The organism is Kribbella sp. NPDC051137 (assembly GCF_040682535.1).
GTDB classification, from domain to species: domain Bacteria; phylum Actinomycetota; class Actinomycetes; order Propionibacteriales; family Kribbellaceae; genus Kribbella; species Kribbella karoonensis.
Genome location: NZ_JBFBBI010000003.1, coordinates 493,794 through 516,223 on the forward strand (window position 1 = coordinate 493,794; position 22,430 = coordinate 516,223).

Annotated in this window: 23 protein-coding genes; 13 read left to right on the plus strand and 10 right to left on the minus strand. The window is 69.2% G+C overall.

The window, feature by feature from the left end:
* Positions 1–4 precede the first annotated feature (4 nt).
* Positions 5–754: an MBL fold metallo-hydrolase gene (locus AB0M51_RS17435; protein ID WP_344194042.1), complete on the minus strand. Its 750-nt coding sequence runs from the start codon at positions 752–754 to the stop codon at positions 5–7.
* 87 nt (positions 755–841) lie between these two features.
* Here AB0M51_RS17435 and AB0M51_RS17440 point away from each other — a divergent pair, with 87 nt between their 5' ends.
* Positions 842–1,381 (plus strand): hypothetical protein, encoded by a 540-nt coding sequence (locus AB0M51_RS17440; RefSeq protein WP_344194044.1) that lies wholly within the window; start codon positions 842–844, stop codon positions 1,379–1,381.
* Between the two features lie 57 nt (positions 1,382–1,438).
* Complete coding sequence (locus tag AB0M51_RS17445) at positions 1,439–2,107, plus strand: hypothetical protein (RefSeq protein WP_344194046.1); 669 nt, start codon at positions 1,439–1,441, stop codon at positions 2,105–2,107.
* A 23-nt stretch (positions 2,108–2,130) separates the two neighbouring features.
* Here AB0M51_RS17445 and AB0M51_RS17450 read toward each other — a convergent pair whose 3' ends face one another.
* Both AB0M51_RS17450 and AB0M51_RS17455 read right to left on the minus strand, forming a co-directional pair.
* Positions 2,131–2,292: a hypothetical protein gene (locus AB0M51_RS17450; protein WP_344194048.1), complete on the minus strand. Its 162-nt coding sequence runs from the start codon at positions 2,290–2,292 to the stop codon at positions 2,131–2,133.
* Positions 2,293–2,355: 63 nt separating this feature from the next.
* Positions 2,356–3,747 (minus strand): S8 family serine peptidase, encoded by a 1,392-nt coding sequence (locus AB0M51_RS17455; RefSeq protein ID WP_344194050.1) that lies wholly within the window; start codon positions 3,745–3,747, stop codon positions 2,356–2,358.
* 236 nt (positions 3,748–3,983) lie between these two features.
* Here AB0M51_RS17455 and AB0M51_RS17460 point away from each other — a divergent pair, with 236 nt between their 5' ends.
* The 5 genes from AB0M51_RS17460 to AB0M51_RS17480 all read left to right on the plus strand — a co-directional run bounded on the left by AB0M51_RS17460 (position 3,984) and on the right by AB0M51_RS17480 (position 8,347).
* The gene (locus AB0M51_RS17460) at positions 3,984–4,709 is read left to right on the plus strand and encodes a GntR family transcriptional regulator (protein WP_344194053.1); all 726 of its coding nucleotides are present in this window, start codon (positions 3,984–3,986) and stop codon (positions 4,707–4,709) included.
* Complete coding sequence (locus tag AB0M51_RS17465; RefSeq protein WP_344194055.1) at positions 4,706–6,022, plus strand: MFS transporter; 1,317 nt, start codon at positions 4,706–4,708, stop codon at positions 6,020–6,022. Before AB0M51_RS17460 ends, AB0M51_RS17465 begins: the two co-directional genes overlap by 4 nt.
* A 75-nt stretch (positions 6,023–6,097) precedes the next feature.
* The gene (locus AB0M51_RS17470; protein WP_344194057.1) at positions 6,098–7,078 is read left to right on the plus strand and encodes an ATP-binding cassette domain-containing protein; all 981 of its coding nucleotides are present in this window, start codon (positions 6,098–6,100) and stop codon (positions 7,076–7,078) included.
* Complete coding sequence (locus tag AB0M51_RS17475) at positions 7,075–7,875, plus strand: ABC transporter permease (protein WP_344194059.1); 801 nt, start codon at positions 7,075–7,077, stop codon at positions 7,873–7,875. Before AB0M51_RS17470 ends, AB0M51_RS17475 begins: the two co-directional genes overlap by 4 nt.
* Before the next feature lie 34 nt (positions 7,876–7,909).
* Complete coding sequence (locus tag AB0M51_RS17480) at positions 7,910–8,347, plus strand: VOC family protein (RefSeq protein ID WP_325041202.1); 438 nt, start codon at positions 7,910–7,912, stop codon at positions 8,345–8,347.
* Here AB0M51_RS17480 and AB0M51_RS17485 read toward each other — a convergent pair.
* The gene (locus tag AB0M51_RS17485) at positions 8,344–9,696 is read right to left on the minus strand and encodes a serine hydrolase domain-containing protein (protein ID WP_344194063.1); all 1,353 of its coding nucleotides are present in this window, start codon (positions 9,694–9,696) and stop codon (positions 8,344–8,346) included. The two genes, AB0M51_RS17480 and AB0M51_RS17485, sit on opposite strands and share 4 nt — an antisense overlap.
* A gap of 74 nt (positions 9,697–9,770) precedes the next feature.
* Here AB0M51_RS17485 and AB0M51_RS17490 point away from each other — a divergent pair, with 74 nt between their 5' ends.
* Entirely contained in the window at positions 9,771–13,016 is a 3,246-nt protein-coding gene (locus AB0M51_RS17490) for a BTAD domain-containing putative transcriptional regulator (protein ID WP_344194066.1), read from the plus strand.
* A 161-nt stretch (positions 13,017–13,177) separates the two neighbouring features.
* Here AB0M51_RS17490 and AB0M51_RS17495 read toward each other — a convergent pair whose 3' ends face one another.
* Both AB0M51_RS17495 and AB0M51_RS17500 read right to left on the minus strand, forming a co-directional pair.
* On the minus strand, positions 13,178–13,804 hold the full coding sequence (locus AB0M51_RS17495) for a TetR/AcrR family transcriptional regulator (protein WP_363749589.1): 627 nt from the start codon (positions 13,802–13,804) through the stop codon (positions 13,178–13,180).
* A 71-nt stretch (positions 13,805–13,875) separates the two neighbouring features.
* Positions 13,876–14,397 carry a DinB family protein gene (locus AB0M51_RS17500; protein ID WP_363749590.1) on the minus strand — a complete coding sequence of 174 codons (522 nt, stop codon included), beginning with the start codon at positions 14,395–14,397 and terminating at the stop codon, positions 13,876–13,878.
* A 217-nt stretch (positions 14,398–14,614) separates the two neighbouring features.
* On the opposite strand from AB0M51_RS17500, the gene AB0M51_RS17505 reads away from it, so the two are divergent.
* Entirely contained in the window at positions 14,615–14,989 is a 375-nt protein-coding gene (locus AB0M51_RS17505) for a hypothetical protein (protein ID WP_363749591.1), read from the plus strand.
* Positions 14,977–15,144, plus strand: coding sequence for a hypothetical protein (locus tag AB0M51_RS17510; RefSeq protein ID WP_363749592.1), 168 nt, complete (start codon positions 14,977–14,979; stop codon positions 15,142–15,144). The genes AB0M51_RS17505 and AB0M51_RS17510 overlap by 13 nt, the downstream gene beginning before the upstream one ends.
* Positions 15,145–15,277: 133 nt before the next feature.
* Here AB0M51_RS17510 and paaK read toward each other — a convergent pair whose 3' ends face one another.
* Genes paaK through paaI form a run of 3 tightly spaced genes read right to left on the minus strand, consistent with a single transcriptional unit; the run spans position 15,278 to position 18,207 of the window.
* Entirely contained in the window at positions 15,278–16,579 is a 1,302-nt protein-coding gene (gene paaK / locus AB0M51_RS17515; RefSeq protein WP_363749593.1) for a phenylacetate--CoA ligase PaaK, read from the minus strand.
* A gap of 9 nt (positions 16,580–16,588) precedes the next feature.
* Positions 16,589–17,788: a 3-oxoadipyl-CoA thiolase gene (pcaF, locus tag AB0M51_RS17520; protein WP_344194077.1), complete on the minus strand. Its 1,200-nt coding sequence runs from the start codon at positions 17,786–17,788 to the stop codon at positions 16,589–16,591.
* Complete coding sequence (gene paaI, locus AB0M51_RS17525) at positions 17,785–18,207, minus strand: hydroxyphenylacetyl-CoA thioesterase PaaI (protein WP_344194080.1); 423 nt, start codon at positions 18,205–18,207, stop codon at positions 17,785–17,787. Before paaI ends, pcaF begins: the two co-directional genes overlap by 4 nt.
* A 70-nt stretch (positions 18,208–18,277) precedes the next feature.
* Between paaI and paaN the strand changes: the two genes are divergently transcribed.
* The 3 genes from paaN to AB0M51_RS17540 all read left to right on the plus strand — a co-directional run bounded on the left by paaN (position 18,278) and on the right by AB0M51_RS17540 (position 21,960).
* A complete protein-coding gene (gene paaN / locus AB0M51_RS17530; protein ID WP_344194083.1) occupies positions 18,278–19,948 on the plus strand; it encodes a phenylacetic acid degradation protein PaaN in 1,671 nt (556 codons plus the stop codon).
* A complete protein-coding gene (locus AB0M51_RS17535) occupies positions 19,941–21,326 on the plus strand; it encodes a serine hydrolase domain-containing protein (RefSeq protein ID WP_344194086.1) in 1,386 nt (461 codons plus the stop codon). The genes paaN and AB0M51_RS17535 overlap by 8 nt, the downstream gene beginning before the upstream one ends.
* Before the next feature lie 115 nt (positions 21,327–21,441).
* On the plus strand, positions 21,442–21,960 hold the full coding sequence (locus AB0M51_RS17540; RefSeq protein ID WP_344194089.1) for a flavin reductase family protein: 519 nt from the start codon (positions 21,442–21,444) through the stop codon (positions 21,958–21,960).
* Here AB0M51_RS17540 and AB0M51_RS17545 read toward each other — a convergent pair.
* On the minus strand, positions 21,953–22,414 hold the full coding sequence (locus tag AB0M51_RS17545) for a MarR family transcriptional regulator (protein ID WP_344194092.1): 462 nt from the start codon (positions 22,412–22,414) through the stop codon (positions 21,953–21,955). The genes AB0M51_RS17540 and AB0M51_RS17545 overlap by 8 nt on opposite strands.
* Between the last annotated feature and the right edge of the window lie 16 nt (positions 22,415–22,430).

Sequence of the window (22,430 nt, forward strand, 5' to 3'; positions counted from 1 at the left end):
GGCGTCAATCCAGCAGGGCCTGCAGATTGCGTTGATGCGGACCCATCATCCAGTCCTGCTCCATGCGTACGTCGACCGGCTCCTCCCGCCGCCGCAACGCCTCGAGGTATGCCCGATCCGCCGTCAACCGCGCGGCCACCTCAGCCCTCTCGGCCACGGCCCCGTGCCCCGGGACCACGACGTCGACCCGCCGCACAGCCTCCTCGAGCCGGCCGAGCGCCGCCTCGTAGGCATCCAACTGACCAGGCCGACCTACGTCGAGCATCGGAATCAGTACGTCAGACAGCATGTCGCCAACCAGCAGGACCCCGTGATCTGCCAGCAGTACTGCGGCGTGCCCGACAGCGTGCCCGTCATGCTCGATGATCTCGCCCGGCACAGGTCCACCGCCCGCCGGCAACGGACTGACAAGCGCCACCAATTCGACCGGTACATCCTCCGCGGTCTCCACCGCCATAACCTGCGCCTGCTCCCGACCCTCAGTCGCAACCCGCGCACACCCAGCAGTCGCATACCGAGGAACATCCCCGAACCGCGAATGCCACAACAAGTGATCAAAATGCGGATGCGTCGAGAACCCCGCCACCACCGGCACTCCCAGCCGATCCACCTCATCAGCAAGTGCACCGAGCTCAGCCCCACTGATCCCCGGATCAACAAGAACCAACCCGTCGTCCGTCCGCACGACAGTCGAGTTACTCCAAACCCACCCACTCTGCCGCACCCAAACCCCATCGCCCACCTGCTTCAACATCCCCACACTCTGACACCTTTCCCGTCCGGAGTCAGAAATCGAGTTGCCAACTGATTGGATGGCGCCGATCGTCCTTGCATGGTGGCTGTGCTTCTCGCCGGTGGTCCGGGCTCAGGCAAGTCCACGGTTGCTGCTGCTCTGCAAGAGCAGGGCCGGTACGCCGTCGACCTGGACTACGGGTATGCGCGCCATGAGGACTCGTCCGGCAGCCCGGTGTCCTTCCCGCCGGCGCCTGATCTGGCCTGGCTGACCGCACATCATTGGCAGTGGATCGACGGCCGGCTGACAGAACTTCTCGCACACTGCCGATCCCGCAACGCGGTGCTCTGCGGAACTGCGTTCAACATGTTCGACTACCTCGACCGGTTCGGACTTGTGATCCTGCTCCGCTGTGACGACCGGACGATGGACGCCCGCCTGCGAGACCCGAAGCGTGCCAACATCTTCGGCAAGGTGGGTGACACCGCCGTCTGGTCGCGCTGGTGGCGCACCAGAGTCGAAGAAGAGCTGGGTAAGCGCCAAGCGCGCATCGTAGACGCCCACCAACCTCTACCCCAGGTCGTCAGCACAGTTCTCGACCTTTGCGCCGCCGCGGGCCACCCCATCTCCGGTGACACGACGGTCTAGCACGGCGGGTGTGGCAAGAGGTTCCGCTGCAAGGTATGTGCCTGCCATGATTCTTCAGTGAGCACAGACCGTCGCGCGGGCGACCGATTGCCCGGCGAGGCGGTCAGCCGCTGTTGGAGGGTGAGCCCGGTCGTCCAGGTCGGGATTGGAGTAGGGATCCTTGCTACCGCCCCGATCGCCCTGATCTCTACCGCGAGGCAGGTCGACCATCCGATCAGCGATCCGCTGACGGCGATCGCGATGTACGTGGTGCTCTGGTGGTTCGGCATCGTGCGGCCCGCGGTGTGGCTCTCACCTGATGAGCTGGTTGTGCGCAATCCGCTGTGGACTCACCGGATCGCCAGACACGACGTCGTATCGGCGACGTCCGGAGCATTCGGAGCCGTCATCAGGCGGCGAGGTGGTCGCCGTTGCGTCGCCTTGGCCTTGCACAAGCCATGGATCGCCGTCGGGGATCCCGCGGTCCACCTGATCAACTACTGGGCGCAGACCCCGCGCTCGAGCGATCTCTACGCGCCGACCCCGGAAGAACGCAGCGGGTGGCGACTCGGTGACGTCGTCGCGGCAGCCGGGATCGCTGTCGCCTTCACCGTTCCGGCCGTGCTCCTGGCTTGGCCGAGACACCCTTCCTGGTTCTCCCCGGTGGCCTGCCTCGCCATGGTCGTCGCTGTGGTGCCGTACGGGATGACCCGACGATCAAGGGGCGCCGTCCGCGCGCACAACTGAGTGCTGCGCTCGTGCGAACTTGGTCAGCTCTTGTCGGCATGGAGGTCGGCCGCCGCCTGGACCCTGGCGACGTACGCTTCCCACCTGTCCGGGGCGCCGAAGTCGCCGTAGTCGGAGCCTGCCCGGCCGTCGACCAGTTCCCGGACGACATCGATGTGACCGCCATGGCGGAGTTCCTCACCCACAGGCTTCGTGGGTTTGGGGGTGAGTGGGGGTCCCGGGCGGTGGACCCCCACTCGGATCGGGGGTTAGCGGGTTACGGCGTCGAGGGCGTCGGCGGTGCCTTCGCCGTAGAAGGAGTTGTTGGCGGTGGTGCCGGTGCAGCGGGCGTCGGGGGTGGTGGGGCAGGCGGTGTCGTCGGCCTCGGTTCGGAGGGCTCGTTCGATGTCGCGGGGGCCCCACCAGGGGTGGGTGGACTTGATCAGGGCGGCGATGCCGGTGACGTGCGGGGAGGCCATGGAGGTGCCGCTCATCAGGCCGTAGCCGCCGCCGGGAAGGGTGGAGAGGATGGAGCTACCGGGGGCGGCGACGTCGATCTTGTCGAGGCCGAAGTTGGAGAAGCTGCTGCGGGCGCCGGTGCGGGTGGTGCTGGCGACGGTGATGACGCCGGGGAGTTCGGTCGGCATGTCGAGGCAGTCGTTGTTGATCGTGCGCGGAACCGCGGGCCCGTCGTCGGGGCTGCCGTTGTCGGTGGTCTTGTTGGCGAGGTCGTAGTTCGAGTTGCCGGCCGCCGCGACGGAGAGCGTGCCCTGGTCGGTGGCCCAGGCGTACGCCCGGCGTACTGCTTCCTGGACCGCGCCCTGGTCGCCGTTGTCCTTGCACCAGAACTCGAACGGGTCGATGAAGTAGCTGTGGTTCGTGACGGCCATGTGGTGCTCGGCGGCCCAGACGATGCCGCAGATCGAGTACTCCGGGTAGATGAAGCCGGCGTCGTTCACCACCTTCACCGACGCGATCCGGACGCCCGGGGCGACGCCGACGATGCCGATGCCGTTCCGCGCGGCGGCGACGGTGCCGGCGACGTGGGTGCCGTGCGAGCTCGTGGTCGGCCGCCAGGCGCCGGCGGTTCGGTCCGGTACGCCGTTCGTCACGCAGCTGACCGAGTCCGCGGCGTCGAAGTTCGGCGCGAGGTCCGGGTGGGTGTCGTCGACGCCGCTGTCGTTGATGCCGACGAGGACGCTGCGCGAGCCGTCGGTGACCGCGTGCGCCTGGTCGGCCTTGATCTGCTGCATGTCCCACTGCTCGCCCTCGCGCGGGTCCGCGACCGGGGTGGCGGTGGCTTCGTCGAGGGCGTTCATGCCGCCTTCGCTGACCGCGGCGGTGCGGGTGGCGCCGACCGACTCGACCTCGCGGCCGTTGTGGGTCGCGCGGATGTCGGTACGGAAGTCCGGGTTGGTCGACTGCGCGACCACCACACCGAACTGCCGGTACGAGACCAGGACCTTGCCGCCGGCGTCCTTGATCGCGTCCTCGGCCTTGCGGACGTGACCGGGCGTGGCCTTCGTGTTGACCACGTAGTTCATCAGAGGCCCGGCAGCGGTGGCGGCGTGCGCGCCGGTCGCGGCGCCCAGCGAAACGCAGACGAGCGCGGCAGCGGACAGACCGGCGGCCAGCCGGTGGGGACGGGGCGTTCGGGACACGAGGCCTCCTCAGGGGCAGGGGCCGGACGGACGGGTCCGGACCGGTAACCCGAGACTCTAGGCCGGATCGCGGAGAAGCGGAGTTCTTCGTCCACAACGCAGGGGAAACCCTGCAAGCTGTGCACATCGTGTGGATACGCCTGTGGATAACCTGGGGAATACCCGGCTTCGCCAGTGGATTGTTTGTGTGTGTAAGATAGATACAACAAAGATACGAGTCGTATGGGTGGGGTGCAGTGGCAGGCGGGGACGCGGCGAGTGACGCGTTGACATTGGGTGACGAGACCGCGGAGATCGCGCGGGTGGTGGTCGAGGCGGCGCCGGGGGTGGAGAAGATCCCCGCGGCGGAGCGCGTGTACGCGTACGTGAAGGCCGCGATCCTCGACCGGGCCTACCCGGGTGGCGAACTCCTCACCGAGGGTGAGCTGGCCACTGCGGTCGGTGTCTCCCGTACGCCGGTCCGTGAGGCCCTGCTCCGCCTCGAGGAGTCCGGCCTGGTCAAGCTCTACCCGAAGAAGGGTGCGCTGGTCCTGCCGGTGCTCCCGCAGGAGATCGACGACGTACTCGAGGCCCGTGAGCTGATCGAGACGCATGCCGCCGCCAAGGTCTGGCCACGCCGCAAGCAGCTGATCGAGGCTCTGACCGAGCGCGTCGACGAGATGCGCGCGCACCGCAAGGACGGCGACGCGAAGAAGTTCCTGGAGGCCGACCGCGCCTTCCACGAGGCGATCGTCGATGCCGCCGGCAACCAGATCCTGGCCAAGCTCTACAACAGCCTCCGCGACCGCCAGGTCCGGATGGGCGTGCCCGGGATCGAGGTCCAGCCGGCCCGGATGGACAAGTCGATCACCGCGCACCAGGAGATGATCGACGCGCTCGGCGGCAACAGCGTGAAGCGCTTCCGCGAGCTCGTGATCGACCACATCGAGACCGCCGCGACGGATCTGCGGGGCACGCGGTGAACGAACTTCGCTACCCCCTGGGCGGACGGCGTGCCTGGGCGGTGTGGGCCACTGCTGTCCTCACGTACCTCGTCACCGTGCTGCACCGCGGCTCCATGAGCGTGGCCGGTCTGCAGGCCGCGGAGCGCTTCCATATCTCCGCGTCCGCGCTGGCCAGCTTCACCGTCGTCCAGCTGACCGTGTACGCCGCTATGCAGGTGCCCGTCGGCGTTCTGCTCGACCGTTACGGCTCCAAGCGCCTCCTGATCGCTGCGTCCGGGCTGCTGTTCGTCGCGCAGTCCGCGTTCAGCATGGTCAACTCGTACCCTGCTGCCCTCGCCGCACGCGCAGTGCTGGGTGTTGGCGACGCACTGGTGTTCATCAGTGTGCTGCGGGTGGTCATGTCCTGGTTCCCTGCGCTGCGCCAGCCCGTGATGTCACAGGCGACAGGAATGCTCGGCGGTCTCGGAGCGATCATGTCGACCGTTCCGATGGCTGCTGCCTTCCACGCCTTCGGCTGGACGCCTACGTTCGCCGCTGCATCAGTACTGAGCCTGGTAACAGGCGTACTGGTACTACTGCTCGTCAGGAACACCCCGTACGACGAACAGCTCCGCCGCGCGAAGCCCCCGCTCGCAGAGGTCAAGAAGAACCTCCGCCGCGCCTGGCAGGAACCGGGCACACGGCTGGGCCTGTGGACGCACTTCACGACCAGCTTCTCCGGCAGCACGTTCGGACTGCTCTGGGGCTACCCGTTCCTCGTCCAGGGTGAGGGGGTCGCCCCAACGACCGCCGCGGCCATGCTGATCATCCCGGTGCTGGCCGGCCTCTGCTACGGACCCCTGGTCGGACGGTACGCCGCCAAGTTCCCGTTCTACCGGTCCTGGATCGTGCTGGCGGTGATCGCGGGCTCGGTGGTGATGTGGACCGCCGTATTGCTGTGGCCGGGACGTGCGCCGATGCCTGTGCTGCTCGCGTTGATCGTCGTGCAGGCGGCCGGTGGACCTGGCTCGATGCTGGGGCTGGACTACGCCCGTACGTTCAACCCGACCACACGCTTCGGCGCCGCGAACGGGATGGTCAACACCGGCGGCTTCATCGCGACGCTGCTCTGCATCGGGATGGTCGGCGTACTGCTGGACGCGTCGTCCGGGGGTGCGCCGCAGGCGATCGGTGACTTCAAGGTCGCGCTGGCGTTCCAGTACGTGCTGTGGGCGATCGGGACGCGGCAGATCCTCAAGTACCGGCGGAAGGCGCGAGGCAATCTCGCGCGGTACAACCCCGAGGCGTACCAAGCGCTGCTGGCGAACCAGATCGTCCCGCTGAAGGGCTGAGACAGCGCTGTGCCAGGTCCGTGCCAGCACGTCAGGAGACGGTAGTCCCAGTAGGTAACCACTGGGAGGAACCCGATGACCACAACGAACCAGGTCGCCATCGAGGCGGTCGGTCTGGTCAAGAAATATGGCAGTACCACGGCGCTTGCCGGCGTCGACCTGAGCGTGCCCACCGGCACGGTCCTCGGGGTCCTCGGCCCGAACGGCGCCGGCAAGACGACCGCGGTCCGCATCCTCGGCACGCTGCTCCGCCCGGACGCCGGGCACGCCACGGTCGGCGGGTACGACGTCGTCCGCGAAGCCGGGAAGGTCCGCGGCATCATCGGGCTGACCGGGCAGTACGCGTCGGTCGACGAGGACATGTCCGGCCGCCGGAACCTGATCATGATCGGCCGGCTGCTGGGGTACTCGCGCCCGCAGGCCCGTACCAAGGCGGACGAACTGCTCGAACGGTTCGAGCTGACCGACGCCGGCGACCGGATCGCGAAGACGTACTCGGGCGGTATGCGCCGCCGCCTGGACCTGGCCGCGAGCCTGGTCGGCAACCCGAGCATCCTGTACCTGGACGAGCCCACCACGGGCCTCGACCCGCACGCCCGCAACGGGGTCTGGGAGACGGTCCGGAACCTGGTCCTCGACGGTACGACCGTCCTGCTCACGACGCAGTACCTCGAAGAGGCCGACGCGCTCGCCGACTCGATCGTGGTGTTCGACAAGGGCGCCGTGGTCGCGAACGGGCGGCCCGCCGAACTGAAGGCGCAGGCCGGCAAACAATCGCTCGACGTACGCCCGGCGGAGCCCTCGCACATCGAGCGGGTGGCCGCGATCGTGGCCGAATCGGTCGGCACCCGACCGACCGTCGACGTGGTGAACGCACTGGTCAGCGTGCCCGTGACGGACGGCTCGTCGATGCCGGTCGTCGTACGGCGACTGGACGAGGCCGGGATCGCGGTGACTGAGCTGTCGCTGCGGCTGCCCAGCCTGGACGAGGTCTTCCTGGCCCTGACCGGTCACACCACCGAGGAGCCGAAGGTCCTGGAAGGAGCCGGCCGATGACCACGATCGCAATCGAAACAAGGCGGGCCAACCCGTTCGCGTGGGCACAGCAGAGCCTGACGCTGGCCTGGCGGAACATCGTCCGGATCCGGCAGAACCCGGAAGCCCTGGCGGACGTGACCTTCCAGCCGATCATCTTCCTGGTGCTGTTCCTGTTCGTGTTCGGCGGTGCGATCGCGCAGGGCGCCGGCTGGCGCGACTACCTGCCGTTCCTGCTGCCCGGTCTGCTGGTGCAGACCGTCGTGTTCTCCACGATGGGCACCGGTGTCGCGCTGAACGACGACTTCGCGAAGGGCGTGTTCGACCGGTTCCGGTCGCTGCCGATCGCCCGGATCGCGCCGCTGGTCGGCGCGGTGCTCGGCGACGCGGTCCGCTACACGCTGTCGATCGTGATCCTGATGGGCACCGGGTTCGCGCTCGGGTTCCGGTTCCAGAACGGCGTCGGGTACGGCCTACTAGCGCTCGTGATCGTGCTGGCGTTCGCGCTGTCGATGTGCTGGATCTGGGTCTGGCTGGGCCTGTCGCTGAAGACCGCGCAGGGCGTGCAGGGTGTGGCGTTCCTGGTGATGTTCCCGCTGACGTTCGGCAGCAACGTGTTCGTGAAGACCGACACGCTGCCGGGCTTCCTGCAGGCGTTCGTGAAGGTCAACCCGGTCAAGTATCTGGTGGACACGATGCGCGGACTGATGCTCGGCGGCCCGATCGAGAAGCCGCTGCTGATCACGCTCGCCTGGATGGTCGGCCTGGTCGGGGTCTTCGCCCCGCTCGCGATCCGAGCGTACCGCCGGCGGACATAGAAAATCTGTCGGTGGTGAGCGTCAGAGTGGTCGCATGACGACCAAGTGGACGCTCACCATCGACTGCGCCGATCCCGCGCTGGTCGCACGCTTCTGGTGTACGGCGCTCGGCTACACGGAGTCGGCTCCGCCGCAGGGCTGGGACACCTGGGAGGCGTGGTTCACGGACCTGAACGTCCCCGAGGACGAGTGGAACGACGGCGCCTCGATCTCCGACCCGGACGGCGTTCTCCCGTCGATCTCCTTCCTCAAGGTCCCCGAGCGGCGCACCGTCAAGAACCGCCTGCACCTGGACCTCCAGGTCGCAGGCGGCCGCGCGCAGCCCCAGCATCTCCGCGAGCAACGCATCCGCAGCACCGGCGACAAGCTCCAGGCCGCCGGCGCCACGCTGGTCGAGGAGTTCGGCACCGACAACGTCCTCGACCACCTGTGGATGCAGGACCCCGAGGGCAACGACTTCTGCGTCGTCTAGCCCGGGTTGATCTCACCGAAGGACAGCGGCTCCCGGGTGCACAGGTAGGTTGCCCAATGCAACTTTGTGGGGTGGCCGGCCGGGTCGCGGGTGATCTGCAGGAGCTCGCCCGTCTCGCGGCCGGAGACCGTCCGGTAGACGTCGTCGGAGACACGTTCGAAGACGGCGGGGGACTGGTATTCGGCCGCCGCCGGCGACTTCGCCTCCAGCGTGCCGTTCCTGACCGAGAACACGAACGGCGAGCCCTCGGTGAACCAGGTTCCGAGGACGCCGGACAACTCGGACGGTACGGCGGTGCCGGGGACCCAGGTCTCCGGCGGCAGCGGGTCGTCCTCGAGGACCTTGATGATCAGGTCGGTCGCCAGCGCGCTCGGTGCCGGCGACGAGGTGGCGCCGAACAGCGCGATCCCCGCCGTACCCGAGGAGCGGTCGACGAACGTCGACGTGATGTGGCCGGGCATGCCGCCGTCGTGGCCGACGAACAGCCGGTCGCCGCGGCGCAGCAGCATGAACCCGAGGCCGAAGGCCAGCTGCCAACGGTCCACGTCCGCCATGATCTGCACCTGGCACATCTCGTCCAGGGTGTCCTTCGACAGCACCTCGTCGACCGGGTTCGCGACGAACATCGCCCACTTGGCCAGGTCCTCCGCGGTCGACGCCAGCCCGCCGCAGGCGTCCATCGCGCCGATGTCGAGCAGCGGCTCCTTCACGGGGACGTCGGAGAACGGCGGTACGTAGTACCCGGTCTGGGCCGGGCCGCCGTCCATGCCGACCGTGGTCCGGCGCATCTCCAGCGGGTCGAGGATCCGCGCCTTCACGGCGTCGTACCAGGACCGGCCGTCGAGCCGGGCGACGATCTCGCCGAGCAGCGAGAACACCAGGTTCGAGTAGTGGAACCGGTGGTGCGGCTTGCCGATCCGCTCGGCCGCGTTCCAGCCCGGGACCAGCTCGTCGCGGGACGGGAACTTCATCAGGTCCCAGACGTCGCCGACCGGTTCGCGCTGCATGCCGCTGGCGTGGCTGAGCATCTGCCGGACCGTGATGCCCTCGTGGGTGCTGTCCGGGATCAGCGTCTCGATCGTGTCGTCCAGGCTGAGCTTGCCCTCGTCGCGGAGCGCCATGATCGTGACCGCGGTCAGCGTCTTGCTCTGCGACGCGATCAGGAACTGCGAGTCGGCGGTCGGCGGTACGCCGGGATTGTCCAGGTCGGCCGATCCGACGCCCTGCGACCAGGCCAGTGACCCGGCCCGGGCGACGGCGCCCACCACACCGGGCACCCGGCCCTTGGCTTGACGTTCGGCGACGATACGAGTGAGCGCGGATTGTGTCTGCGCGGCAATTTCTGTCACGACTCCCGACCTTAAGGGAGCGAAGTGACAAAAGGCAGGGGTGTTTGGTCGGGAGGATGTGCAAGGCTGGTGGAGTGCGCATAGCGGTGCTCGGTCCACTCGCGATGTGGGCGGCCGACGGGACTCCGCTCGACATCCGGGGTGTTCGCCTGCGCGGACTGCTCGCGCGGCTGGCGCTGAGCGCGGGGCGGCCGGTCAGCGTCGAGACGCTGGTCGACGGGCTGTGGGGCAGCGAGGCCCCGAGCGCGAACGCTCTGCAGTCGCTGGTCTCGCGGCTGCGCGGCAGCCTGCCCACGACCGAGTCGAGCATCTCGGTCCAGTCGGGTCCGGCCGGCTACACGCTGACGATCGGCCCGGACTGCGTCGACACCCTCCAGTTCGAGGAGCTGGTACGGCGTGGTCGCGCGGTCCTCACGTCCGACCCGGAGCAGGCGCACCTGCTGCTCACCCAGGCCGACAAGCTGTGGCGCGGCGAGGCGCTGACCGACCTGCGGGACCTCCCGTTCGCCGCGGTCGAAGCGGACCGGCTGGCCGAGCTACGGCTGGCTGCCGCGGAGGACCTTGCCGAGGCGGCCGTCAGCTGCGGTCACGCCCGCGACCTGATCGCGAACCTCGAACACCTCGCCGTCACACATCCGCTCCGGGAACGCGTCCACGAGCTGCTCATCCGCGCCCTGTACGCCGACGGCCGCCAGGCGGAGGCCCTGACGGCGTACGAACGTGTCCGCACCACCCTGGCCGACGAGCTGGGCGCTGACCCCGGTGCACGCCTCCGGGACCTGCATGTGTCGGTGCTGCGGGGCGACGTGGTCGATCCGGCTGCCCGGGGTTCCGCCGTACCGGTTCCTGCGCCGGCCGCGCCGCGTAACAACCTGCGGGCTCCGTTGACGAGTTTCGTCGGTCGCCGGGAGGACGTGTTCGAGCTGACCCGTCTGCTGAGCAATGGGACCCGGCTGGTCACCATGGTCGGCCCAGGTGGTGCCGGCAAGACCAGGCTGGCCACTGAGACCGGTAGGTCGCTCGTGGACCAGTCCGGCGACGGCATCTGGTTCGTAGAACTGGCACCGTTGGGAGACGCGGCCGACGTCGCACCCGCCGTACTGTCCACACTTGGCGCCAGTGAGTACGTCGACGTCACACAGGCACGGTTCGCGCCGCAGCACATCCCTACCAGCCGCGCAGCGACCCAACGGCTCGTCGAGGTCATCGGGGACCGCCGCGTCCTGCTGGTGTTCGACAACTGCGAGCACCTGGTCCAGGAGGTCGCGGGACTCGTCGACTCGCTGCTGGCGGCGTGCCCGCGGCTCCGGGTGCTGACCACGAGTCGTGAGCCGTTGAGCATCCCCGGCGAGCACCTGCACCCGGTCGGTCCGCTGGACCTGCCGCCGGAGGACGCGGCCACCGACGAGTACCCGTCGATGCAGCTGTTCGTCGACCGCGCCCGCGCCGTACGCCCGGACTTCCAGCTGACCGACGCGAACAGGGAAGCCGTCGCGGAGATCTGCCGGCGTCTGGACGGCATGCCGCTGGCGATCGAGCTGGCCGCGGCGCGTCTGCGGGCACTCAACCCGCCGCAGATCGTCGACCGGCTGGCGGACAGGTTCCGGCTGCTGACCAGCGGTTCCCGTACGGCGCTGCCGCGCCACCAGACCCTGCGCGCCGTCGTGGAGTGGAGTTGGGACCTGCTGGACCCCGACGAGCAGGCGGTCGCCCGGCGGCTCTCGCTCTTCTCCGGCGGTGCCACGCTGGACGCGGCCGAGCAGATCTGCAGCGACGAACACCTCCCCGCCGAGTCTGTGCTCGGCGTGCTCGCCTCCCTCGTCGACAAGTCACTCGTCGAGGCCGCCGCCGACGAGCGGTCCGTGCGCTACCGGATGCTGGAGACGGTCCGCGCGTACGGCGCCGAGCAACTGAAGGCCTCGGGGGAGTACGACCGCTTCCGCTGGGCGCACACCGTGTACTTCAGCCGCCTGCTCCGTGCGGCGCGGCCGAAGCTGCGGACCGGCGAACAGATCGAGTGGATCGCCCGTCTGACCGCCGACCAGGAGAACCTGATCGACGCGCTCCGGACCGCGATCGACACCGGCTCCGCGCGGGTCGCCGTACAGATGGTCGCGGTGCTCGGGGAGTACTGGACGATGAGCGGCCGCCCGGCCGAGGCGGTGACCTGGATGCAGGCCGCGCTCGCCGTACCGGGGCCGACCGTACCGGTGGACAAGGCCGAGGCGCTGTACCTGCTCGCGCTCGGCCGGATGTCGACCGCGCAGGACGCTGGGAAGGCGTTCCGGCAGGCGGCCCGCGGGCTGGCCACGGTTCGGTGGATGACGCGCAAGCACCCGATCCTGGTCGACTCCGGGATCGGGCTGTTCACCAACGCGGTCTGGGCCGCCGTACGCCGGGACAAGGCGACCTGCTTCGCCGAACTGGAGGCCGCGGGGCGGCACCCCGACCCGTGGATCCGGAACATGGGCGTGATGACCAGCGCGATGTTCCGGGAGAACGAGGGCGAGGTCAGTGAGATGGCGGCCGACCTCACCGTCGCGCTGGACGGGTTCCGCGAGATCGGCGACCGGTTCGGTACGTCGATGGCGCTGCGCGGACTCGCCGGGTACCAGGCCAGCACCGGGGATCACGCGGCCGCGCTGGAATCGCTGGTCGAGGCGCTCCGGCTGATCGAAGAGCTCGGTACCACCGAAGGCGTCGGGCAGTTGCTCGGCAGCTGCGCGATGAGCCGGGTCGAGCTGGGCGACTACGACGGTGCCCGCGCCGACCTGCAGCGGGCGTTGCAGCTGTCCGAGCAGACGGGGTCGCGCGGCGGCGAGGCGATGGCGTACATGGGGCTCGCCAAGGTGCAGTTCCGGCTCGGGCGGATCGACGAGGCGCGCGAGCTGGCGGAACGCGCGTACGCGACGCTGGACCTGGAGGCCGAGCGGATGGCGCCGCACGGGCAGGCGGTGATGCTCGGGCAGCTGAGCCGGATCTACGCGTCCACCCGCGACGTCGAGAAGGCTCAGCAGTGCGCCCGGGAGGCGATCGGGCTGGCGCTCGGGACCGAGGACATGCCGGTCGCGGCCGCGGTCGTCGAGATCGGGCTGCACGCCGACCTGCTGACGAGCGAGCCCGCGGAGGTGGCCCGGGTGTTCGGGCTCGCCGCCACGATGAAGGGCCTCCGCACGATCCCGGACGCCGACGTACAGCAACTCGTCGACGAACTCCGCGATGCCCTGGGCAACGAAACCTATGAGGCCACCTACGCCGCCGGCGCCGCCGTACCGCGCGAGGAAGCCCTCGCCGAGTTGCGCAAGCGGTACCTCGACTAGGACCTGTCTGGTAATCCAGCGCCTACTGCGGGGCACTCGGCACGGCATCTCGGCGCACGGGTGCAAAGGGAACGATGCTCCGCATCGACCCCTTCGCCCCCGCGCGCCGAGCTACCGCACCGAGCACCTCCTCGCGACGGCGCTGGATTACCAGACAGGTCCTAAGCCGTGATCAGCTGGACGGCCAGGTCGCGGAGGGAGTTCTGGATGTTGTGCTCCGGCGGGCGGGGGTCGGCGAGCATCCAGTCGTGGACGACCGCGTTCACCGCGCCGAGGAACGCCAGCGCGAGGAAGCGGAAGTCCTTGCGCTTGATCTCGCCGCGTTCCACCGCGGTGTCGCCGAGGTCGCGGACCTTGCCGATCAGCAGCTCCCGGAACGCGTTCCGCTGCTCCTCGACCGCCGGGCTGGCGCCGACCACCTCGACGAACGAGATCCGGGCTCGCCGGAGGTCCGCCATGATGGCCCGCAGGTACGAGTCGACGGCCGCGGTGATCCGCTCCCGCACCGGCTGGTCGGCGGTCCGGCGGAGGGCGTCCCCCGTACTCCAGACCGCCAACTCGATCACCTGCGCGTGCACCGCGAGCAGCACGGCTTCCTTGTTCTGGAACTCGTGGTAGAAGTGCCGGGTGGACACTTTCGCCTGTGTGCACAGGCGTTCCACGGATGTCGCCGGATATCCTTCGGTCCCGAAGAGCTCGAGCGCGGCAGCCAGCAGCCGTTCCCGGCGCGCGGCCTTCCACTCTTCGACTGACCGCCCGGAATAACGGCGTACGGAGGGTTCCCTCATCACACCTCTTGTCGCTACCCCGTGCCAGATGCCGGACATCCTATCCACCCCTCGGCGCAGGCGTAACCGGGTTACTCCACCTTCGTGTAACCCTTCGTGCCGTCGAGGAGTTCGCGGATGATGTCGAGGTGGCCGACGTGGCGGGCGGTCTCCTCGATCATGTGACACAGCACGTACCGCAAGGATGCTGCCTTGTCAGCGGGTTGGCCCGCCTCGACGACGTCCAGCGGCAGGTCCGCGATCGCGGCGTTCGAACGCCGGCACTCCTCGTCGTACTCGTCGAGCAGCTGGCCGATCGGTACGTCGTCGACGAACATCTCGGCGTCCACGTGCCCGCCCTCGGTCCACGGCGTCTGGCCGGTGTCGGGCACGCCGCGGATTCCTTGCTGGAACCACGAGTACTCGACCCAGCGCAGGTGCGCGACCAGCCCCGCCGGGGTCATCAACGGCGAGGTCGGAACAACCGTGCGGTGGGCATCTTCCTCGCTCAGCCCGGCACACTTCATCCGGACGAACGAACGCTGCAGGTCGAGCCATCCGATCAACTGCTCCCGCTCCCCGGCGGTCAGCGACGGACGTTGTACTTCGTTCATACGACATCTCCTAGGTGGTACGACGCCACCCGGTCAGCCGTGGACACGGCAGCGGGGCGGCACGACAGTCGGACTCGACATCGCGCTCACCTCCTCTCCACCGCCGGGGTGTCGAAGCCTCCGGCCCTCGCACCGTAGCGGACCGACGCCGGGGAGGAAACCCCATTTCTGACACTCTGTTGACGACAAGCGCCCGCACCGGGATTCGAGGTGAGACGTGGATCCACGGTTCGACCTGCCGCTGTACACCCGCGCCGAGGTGGCCCTGCATCTCGGGCTGCCGGCCACCACGCTCGGCGACTGGCTGCGCTCCGGAGCGCTGGAGGCGGGCCGCGGAGGTCGCGGCGAGCCGACGATCACGTTCGCCGGCCTGGTGGAGACGCACATGCTCCGGCAGCTGCGCCGTACCGGACTGTCCCTGCACGCGATCGGCGAGGCCGCGATCGCGCTCCGCCGGCGGGCCGGCCGCCGGTACCCGCTGGCCTGGTCCGGGCTCGCGCACGACGGCCGCGACCTGCTCATCGAGATCGCCGCCGAGGGCCCGCGTCCACGGGCCGTCCGCTGGTCGACGACATCCCGGTGGAGGATGTGATCGACGAGGTCCGCACCGGCGCCTCCTATCGGGACGTCGCCGCCAAGTTCAACCTCGAGGACTTCGAACTGGAGGCCGTGATCCGCCCCCACCTCCGCCCACCCGCCTTCCGCAAGGCGCAACCCGCCGACCCCCAACGCGAATCGCTCATCTGACGGGGCCGTGCACCCCAAGCCGAGGCGTTGAACAAGCAATAACCTGGCCAAAGCCCCCAGATGGGGTGCAAGGCCCCCAGAGCCGGCCGGGGCCCGCAGTGCACCAGGCCGGTGCGGCAGGCCGAGGTAGGTGTCAGTGCGTGCGTAGGTCCTTGATGCGTTTGGCCTTGCCCAGGGAGCGTTCCAGGGCATGCGGGTCGACGACCTCCACGGCCGCGGTGACGCCGACGCGGACTTTGATGCGGTGCGCGAGGGTGGACGCCGCGGTCGCGCGGTCCGTCAGGTCAGGGGACGCCTCGACCTGGACGGTGAGTTCGTCGAGGCGGCCGGGGCGGGTGAGGACGCACAGGTAGTGCGGGGTGAGGCCGGGGACCAGCAGGATCTGTTCCTCGATCTGGGTGGGGAAGACGTTCACGCCGCGGACGATCATCATGTCGTCGGTGCGGCCGGTGATCTTCTCCATCCGGCGCATCCCGGGACGGGCGGTGCCGGGGAGCAGGCGGGTCAGGTCGCGGGTGCGGTACCGCAGTACCGGGAAGGCTTCCTTGGTGAGCGTCGTGAACACCAGCTCGCCCTCGGAACCGTCCGGCAGCACCTCGCCGGTCACCGGGTCGATGATCTCCGGGTAGAAGTGGTCCTCCCAGATGTGCAGGCCGTCCTTGGTCTCCACGCATTCCTGCGCGACGCCCGGCCCCATCACCTCGGACAGGCCGTAGATGTCGACGGCGTGGATCCCGGTGCGTTCCTCGACCTCGGTCCGCATCGCCTCGGTCCACGGTTCGGCGCCGAAGATCCCGATCCGCAGCGAGGTGTCCCGCGGATCCAGTCCGCGGCGTTCCAGTTCGTCGACGATCGACAGGAAGTACGACGGCGTGACCATGATGATCCGGGCGCCGAAGTCGCGGAGCAGATCCACCTGGCGCTCGGTCATCCCGCCCGAGATCGGTACGACGGTGCATCCGAGCCGCTCGGCCCCGTAGTGCGCTCCGAGCCCGCCGGTGAACAGCCCGTACCCGTACGCCACGTGGCAGACGTCCCCGGCCCGCCCACCGGCCGCGCGGATCGAGCGCGCCATCAGGTCGGCCCAGTTGTCGAGATCCTGCCGCGTGTACCCGACCACCGTCGGCCGCCCCGTCGTACCCGAGGACGCATGCACGCGCACAACTTCAGTTCTGGGCACCGCGAACATCCCGAACGGGTAGTTGTCGCGCAGGTCCTTCTTGGCAGTGAACGGCAGGCGACTCAAATCGCTGAGCGACTGCAGGTCGTCGGGTTTGAACCCGACCGCGTCCAACGCGGAACGGTAGTGCGGCACGTTCTGGTACGCCCGCCGTACCGTTGCCTGCAGCAATGACAGCTGTCGCGACCGGAGCTCGTCGACGGACAGCTTCTCGCCGGGGTCCCGCAATTCGGAGGGGCAAGCCTCACCGAGCATGAACGACTCCTAAGGACGGGTGAGCAGGGTCGCGACGCCTTGGCCGACGCCGATACACATGGTGGCCAGTGCGTACCGGGCGTCGCGACGGCGAAGTTCGAGGGCGGCGGTGAGGGCGAGGCGGGCGCCGGACATCCCCAGCGGGTGGCCGAGGGCGATGGCGCCGCCGTTCGGGTTCACGTGCTCCGCGTCGTCGGGCAGGCCGAGTTCCCGCAGTACGGCGAGCGACTGCGACGCGAACGCCTCGTTCAGTTCGATCACCTCGATGTCCGGCAACGCGACCCCGGTCCGGTCGAGCAACTTGCGGGTCGCCGGCGCCGGCCCGATCCCCATGATCCGCGGCGGCACTCCCGCGGCAGCGGTCCCCACGACCCGGGCCAACGGTGTGACGCCGTACCGTTCCACAGCTTCCCCACTCATCACCAGCAGAGCGGCCGCACCGTCGTTCACCCCCGAAGCGTTTCCCGCGGTAACAGTTCCAGGCGATCGGAAAGGAGTCTTCAAGGCCGCCAGAGCTTCGAGAGACGTTTCACGCGGGTGCTCGTCGACATCCACCGTCACAGAACCACGTTTCCCCGGCACGTCGACGGAGACGATCTCCTCCGCCAACCGCCCGTTCGCCTGTGCCTTCGCCGCTCGCTGCTGCGACCGCAGCGCGAACAGGTCCTGGTCTTCGCGCGACACGTCGAACTCTGCGGCCACGTTCTCCGCCGTCTCCGGCATCGAGTCGATCCCGTACTGCGCCTTCAGTACGGGGTTCACGAACCGCCATCCGATCGTGGTGTCGAACACCTCCGCCTGCCGCGCGAACGCTGTCGTCGCCTTCGGCATCACGAACGGCGCCCGCGACATCGACTCCACCCCGCCGGCCACCACGATGTCGTTGTCCCCGGCAATGATCGACCGGGCCGCGTACGCGACCGCGTCCAGCCCGGACCCGCACAGCCGGTTGATCGTCGTACCGGGCACCGAGTCCGGCAGCCCGGCGAGCAGCACCGCCATCCGGGCGACGTTGCGGTTGTCCTCGCCGGCCTGGTTCGCGCAGCCGAGGACCACGTCGTCGATCCGCGCCGGGTCGAGCGCGGTCCGGTTCAGCAGCGACGAGACGACGTGCGCGGCCAGGTCGTCGGCGCGGACCGCCGACAGCGCCCCGGCGTACCGCCCGATCGGCGTCCGCACGCCGTCCACCAAGAACGCCTCGCGACTCATTCTTCCTCCGGGATGATCGTGCCTGACAGCTGGCGGCTGCGGCCGCGGAACTCGGCGATCACGTCGTCGCCGCGGGTGACCGTGATGTCGTAGATCGCGTTCCGGCCGAAGGTGGTCCGTTCCCGCGCCTCCGCGACCAGCACGTCGCCGCGGTGCGCCGGTGCCACGAACACGATGTCGCAGGCCTGCGCGACCGTGACCCGGTTGCGCGAGTTGCACGCGAACGCGAACGCCGAGTCGGCCAGACTGAACACGAATCCACCATGCGCGATTCCGTGCCCGTTGACCATGTCCTCGCGAACGGTCATCTCGAGTCGCGCGGTGCCCTCGCCGACCTCGACCAGCTTCATCCCGAGCCCGGCGCTGGCGGTGTCCTCCGCCCACATCGCCGCCGCCACCCGCGCCGCCAAGTCGTCCATAAGCGCCCCATCAGAAGTAGGCTTGTGACACCCTAGTGCCGGTTGCGCCATTGACTGTAACATCGCAGACATGACCACGGACCTGCTCTCCTCCCACCGTGAGCGCCTCGACGGCGCACTGAAGGCGATCCACGACCGCGGCTACCACTCCGCGTTCCCCGAGTCGCCGAGCCCCCGGGTGTACGGCGAGACGGCGGCGGCGGACGGCAAGGCCGCCTTCGAGGCCCACCTGGGTACGGCGTACGCGCTGGACATCCCCGGTGCGCGCGGCACGATCGTGACCGAGCAGTCGCCGTACGGGATCGCGATGGACGTCGCGTACCCGCGGGTGGTCGAGGAAGGCCTGGACGAGCTGCTCGCGGCCGCCCAGCACGGGCTGGCGGACTGGCGGCGGGCCGGGGTCGACGGGCGGACCGGGGTCACGCTGGAGATCCTCGATCGGCTGCACCGGCGGATCTTCGAGCTGGCGAACGCGGTCCAGCACACCAGCGGGCAGGCGTTCGTGATGGCGTTCCAGGCCGGCGGCGCGCACGCGCTGGACCGGGCGCTGGAGGCGGTCGCGTACGCGTACGAGGAGATGAACCGCTACCCGGCGACCGCGACCTGGGAGAAGCCCGCCAAGGGTGACCCGATCCGGATGGAGAAGACGTTCACGGTCACCGGTCGCGGCGTCGCGCTGGTGATCGGCTGCAACACGTTCCCGACCTGGAACTCCTGGCCCGGCCTGTTCGCCTCGCTCGTCACCGGCAACGCCGTCGTCGTGAAGCCGCACCCACTGGCCGTACTGCCGCTGGCGATCACCGTCGAGGTCTGCCGTGAGGTGCTCGCGGAGGCCGGCTTCGACCCGAACCTGGTCACGCTCGCCACCGAACGCGCCGGCGACGGCCTGGCCAAGCCGCTGGCCCAGCGCCCCGAGGTGAAGCTGATCGACTTCACCGGCGGCAGCGAGTTCGGCGAATGGCTCGAGCAGAACGCCACCCAGGCCACCGTGTTCACCGAGAAGGCCGGCGTCAACGCGGTGATCGTCGACTCCACGGACTCCTTCAAGGCGCTCTGCAACAACCTCGCCTTCACGCTGAGCCTGTACTCCGGCCAGATGTGCACCACCACCCAGAACCTGTTCGTCCCGGCCGGCGGCATCGAGACCGACGAAGGCCACAAGTCCTTCGAGGAGGTCGGTGCCGGAATCGCCGCCGCGATCGGCAAGCTGCTCGGCGACGACGCCCGCGCGGTCGAGATCCTCGGCGGCATCGTCAACCAGGCCGTGATCAGCCGCCTGGAGCTGGCCGGCGAGTACGGCGACGTGGTGCTCGAGTCCCGCGCGATCCAGCACCCGGCGTTCCCGGAGGCGGTCGTCCGGACCCCGCTGCTGGTCGCGATCGACGCCGCGGACGCCGACGTCTACGGACGCGAGTGCTTCGGGCCGGTGTCGTTCCTGGTCAGGACGGCCGACACCGCGCAGGCGATCGAGCTGTTCCGGTCGACCGTGACCGAGGACGGCGCGATGACGGCCGGGATCTACTCGACCGACCCGAAGGTCCTCGACGAGGCCCGGGACGCGGCCCTCGACGCGGGTGTCGCGCTGTCCGAGAACCTGACCGGCCAGGTGTTCGTCAACCAGTCCGCCGCGTTCAGCGATTTCCACGGCACCGGGGCCAATCCGGCGGCCAACGCGACATACACCGACGGCGCTTACGTTGCGAGTCGCTTCCGCGTCATTCAATCTAGGCGTCATGTGTGAGGCCCTGAATCCTGAGAACCTGCGCGAAGCGCTCGCCTATTACGACAGCTGGCTGAAGTACAACCAGCACTACCAGCGGATCCCCGGGGTCCAGGTCGCGGTGTACGCCGACGACCGCGTGGTGTTCTCCGCCGCGTACGGCCACGCCGACGTGGAGAACGACGTACCGCTGACCGACCAGCACCTGTTCCGGATCGCGTCGCACTCGAAGACCTTCACCGGGACCGCGGTCCTGCAGCTGGTCGAGCAGGGTCGGGTGCGGCTGGACGACAAGGCGTCGCAGCACGTCACCGAGCTCGTCGGTACGCCGATCGGGGAGCGGACCGTCCGCGAACTGCTCGCGCACGCCGGCGGCGTCACCCGGGACAGCCAGGACGCCGACTGGTGGCAGCTGGCCACGTCGTTCCCGGACCGCGACCAGCTCCTCGACGTACTGCGGGACGCGACGTCGGAGGTGATCCCGGAGAACGAGCGCTTCAAGTACTCGAACATCGGGTTCGGGCTGCTTGGGCTGATCGTCGAGGCGGCGAGCGGGACGTCGTACAACGCGTTCGCGCAGACCTCGATCGTCGACAAGCTCGGGCTCGCCCACCTCGGTCCGGAGCTGGATCCGGCGCGGCTGACGGAGTACGCGGTCGGCTACAGCGCGCTGTCGTACGCCGACACGCGGGTGCCGATCGAGCACGTCGACACCCGGGCACTGGCCGCGGCGACCGGGTTCTTCGGCAACGCGCACGACCTGGTGACGTACTTCTCCGCGCACCTGCCCGGCGACGACCGGCTGCTGGTGGAGAAGTCGAAGCGTGAGATGCAGCACCCGCTGTGGACGACCGGGAGCGACGAGAAGGCGCGGTACGGCCTCGGGCTGGCGGTGTCGAAGGTCGGCGACCGGGAGATGTTCGGCCACGGCGGCGGGTACCCGGGGCACATCACCCGGACGCTGGTCGACCCCGCGAAGCGCCTGGTCGTGGCCGTGCTGACGAACGCGATCGACGGCCCGGCGTCCCAGCTCACGGAGGGCTTCTTCCGGCTGCTGGACCTGGCCGAGTCGAAGGACCGCGGCGACGCCGCCGGCCTGGAGCGCTTCACCGGACGCTTCGCGAACTTGTGGGGCATCACGGATGTGATGCTGCTCGGTGGCCGGCTGTACATCACGGACCCGTCCGGCCCGAACCCGGCCGAGGAGCCGATGCCGCTCGAGGTCGACGGCGACGCGCTGCGGGTCACCGGCGGCAACGGGTACAGCTCGTACGGCGAGTACTACCGGTTCACGTTCGGCGCGGACGGATCCGTGGAGTCGGTGCGCGGCTCCAGCGGTCTCAGCCTGCACCCGCTCGACAAGTTCACCCTCCCACCCCGCGTTACCGTGGCGGGGTGACTGTGCACATGCCACGCCTCCGGCGCGGCGGGTCCTGGGGCTGTAACTCCCGTCCTTCCCTCGTCGCTCCAGTCGCTTCGCTCCCTCCGCTCCTCAGTCCAGGACGGGAGGCCCCATGACCATTCACGGCGACCACCCGTTCCTGCCGCCCGAGTCCGAGCGGAGTCCGGTACGGCGGTTCCGCGGGCGGCTGGCGTCGCCGGTGGGGCTGTGGACGACGGCGTACGAGGGAAAACGGGCCGGGCTCACGGTGTCGTCGATGCTGGTCGCGGACGGGGAGCCCGGGTACGTGATCGGGCTGCTCGACCCGGACTCGGACCTCTGGGAGACGTTGCGTGAGGCAAGGGCCGCGGTGGTGTCCCTGCTCGGCGAACCGCACCGCCAGTTGGCCGACGCCTTCGGGTACGTCGCACCGGCGCCGGGCGGCCCGTTCAAGCTGATCGACTGGACGGACACCGAGTGGGGCCCGGCACCGCTCGGCGTCAGCACGTGGGCCGGCTGTACCCTCGTCGACCAGGATCCACCGGAGATCGGCTGGGGCCTGCAGGTGCAGCTGGAAATCGCCCACGTCGAGTTCGGCGCGGACGACGTACCGGCCCTGGTGCACCGCCGGGGCCGGTACTCGACTATTTAGCCAGCCCGCGGATGCGCTCCGCCTGCTGGTTCTGGAGCTCGATGCCCTGACCGAGGAAGTCACGGATCGTTTCCAGTTCGGCGACCGTGTACTTCGCCAGCCGCGCCGAGCCGAGCTTCTCCAGCGGCGCGTAGATCTCGGTGACCCGCTGTTCCGCGAGCGGAGTCGCCGCGACCAGCACCCGCCGCCGATCCGCCTCGTCCCGGGTGCGACCGGCGTACCCGGCCTTCTCCAGCCGCTCGATCCCGGCCGTCATCGCCGCCGGGCTCAACCCCGCCTCGGTCGCGAGCTGCCCGGCCGTCAACGGCCCGCCGCGCACCAGCACCCCGAGGCAGAGCAGATCGGTGCGGTTCAGCCCGAGGACGCCGGCCGCCGCCGCGTCCACCCGGTCGGTCGCGTCCTGGGACCTGGCGATCGTCCCGGTGATCTCCGCGATCAGGGATTGCTTCGACACTCGAAAGATTCTACCA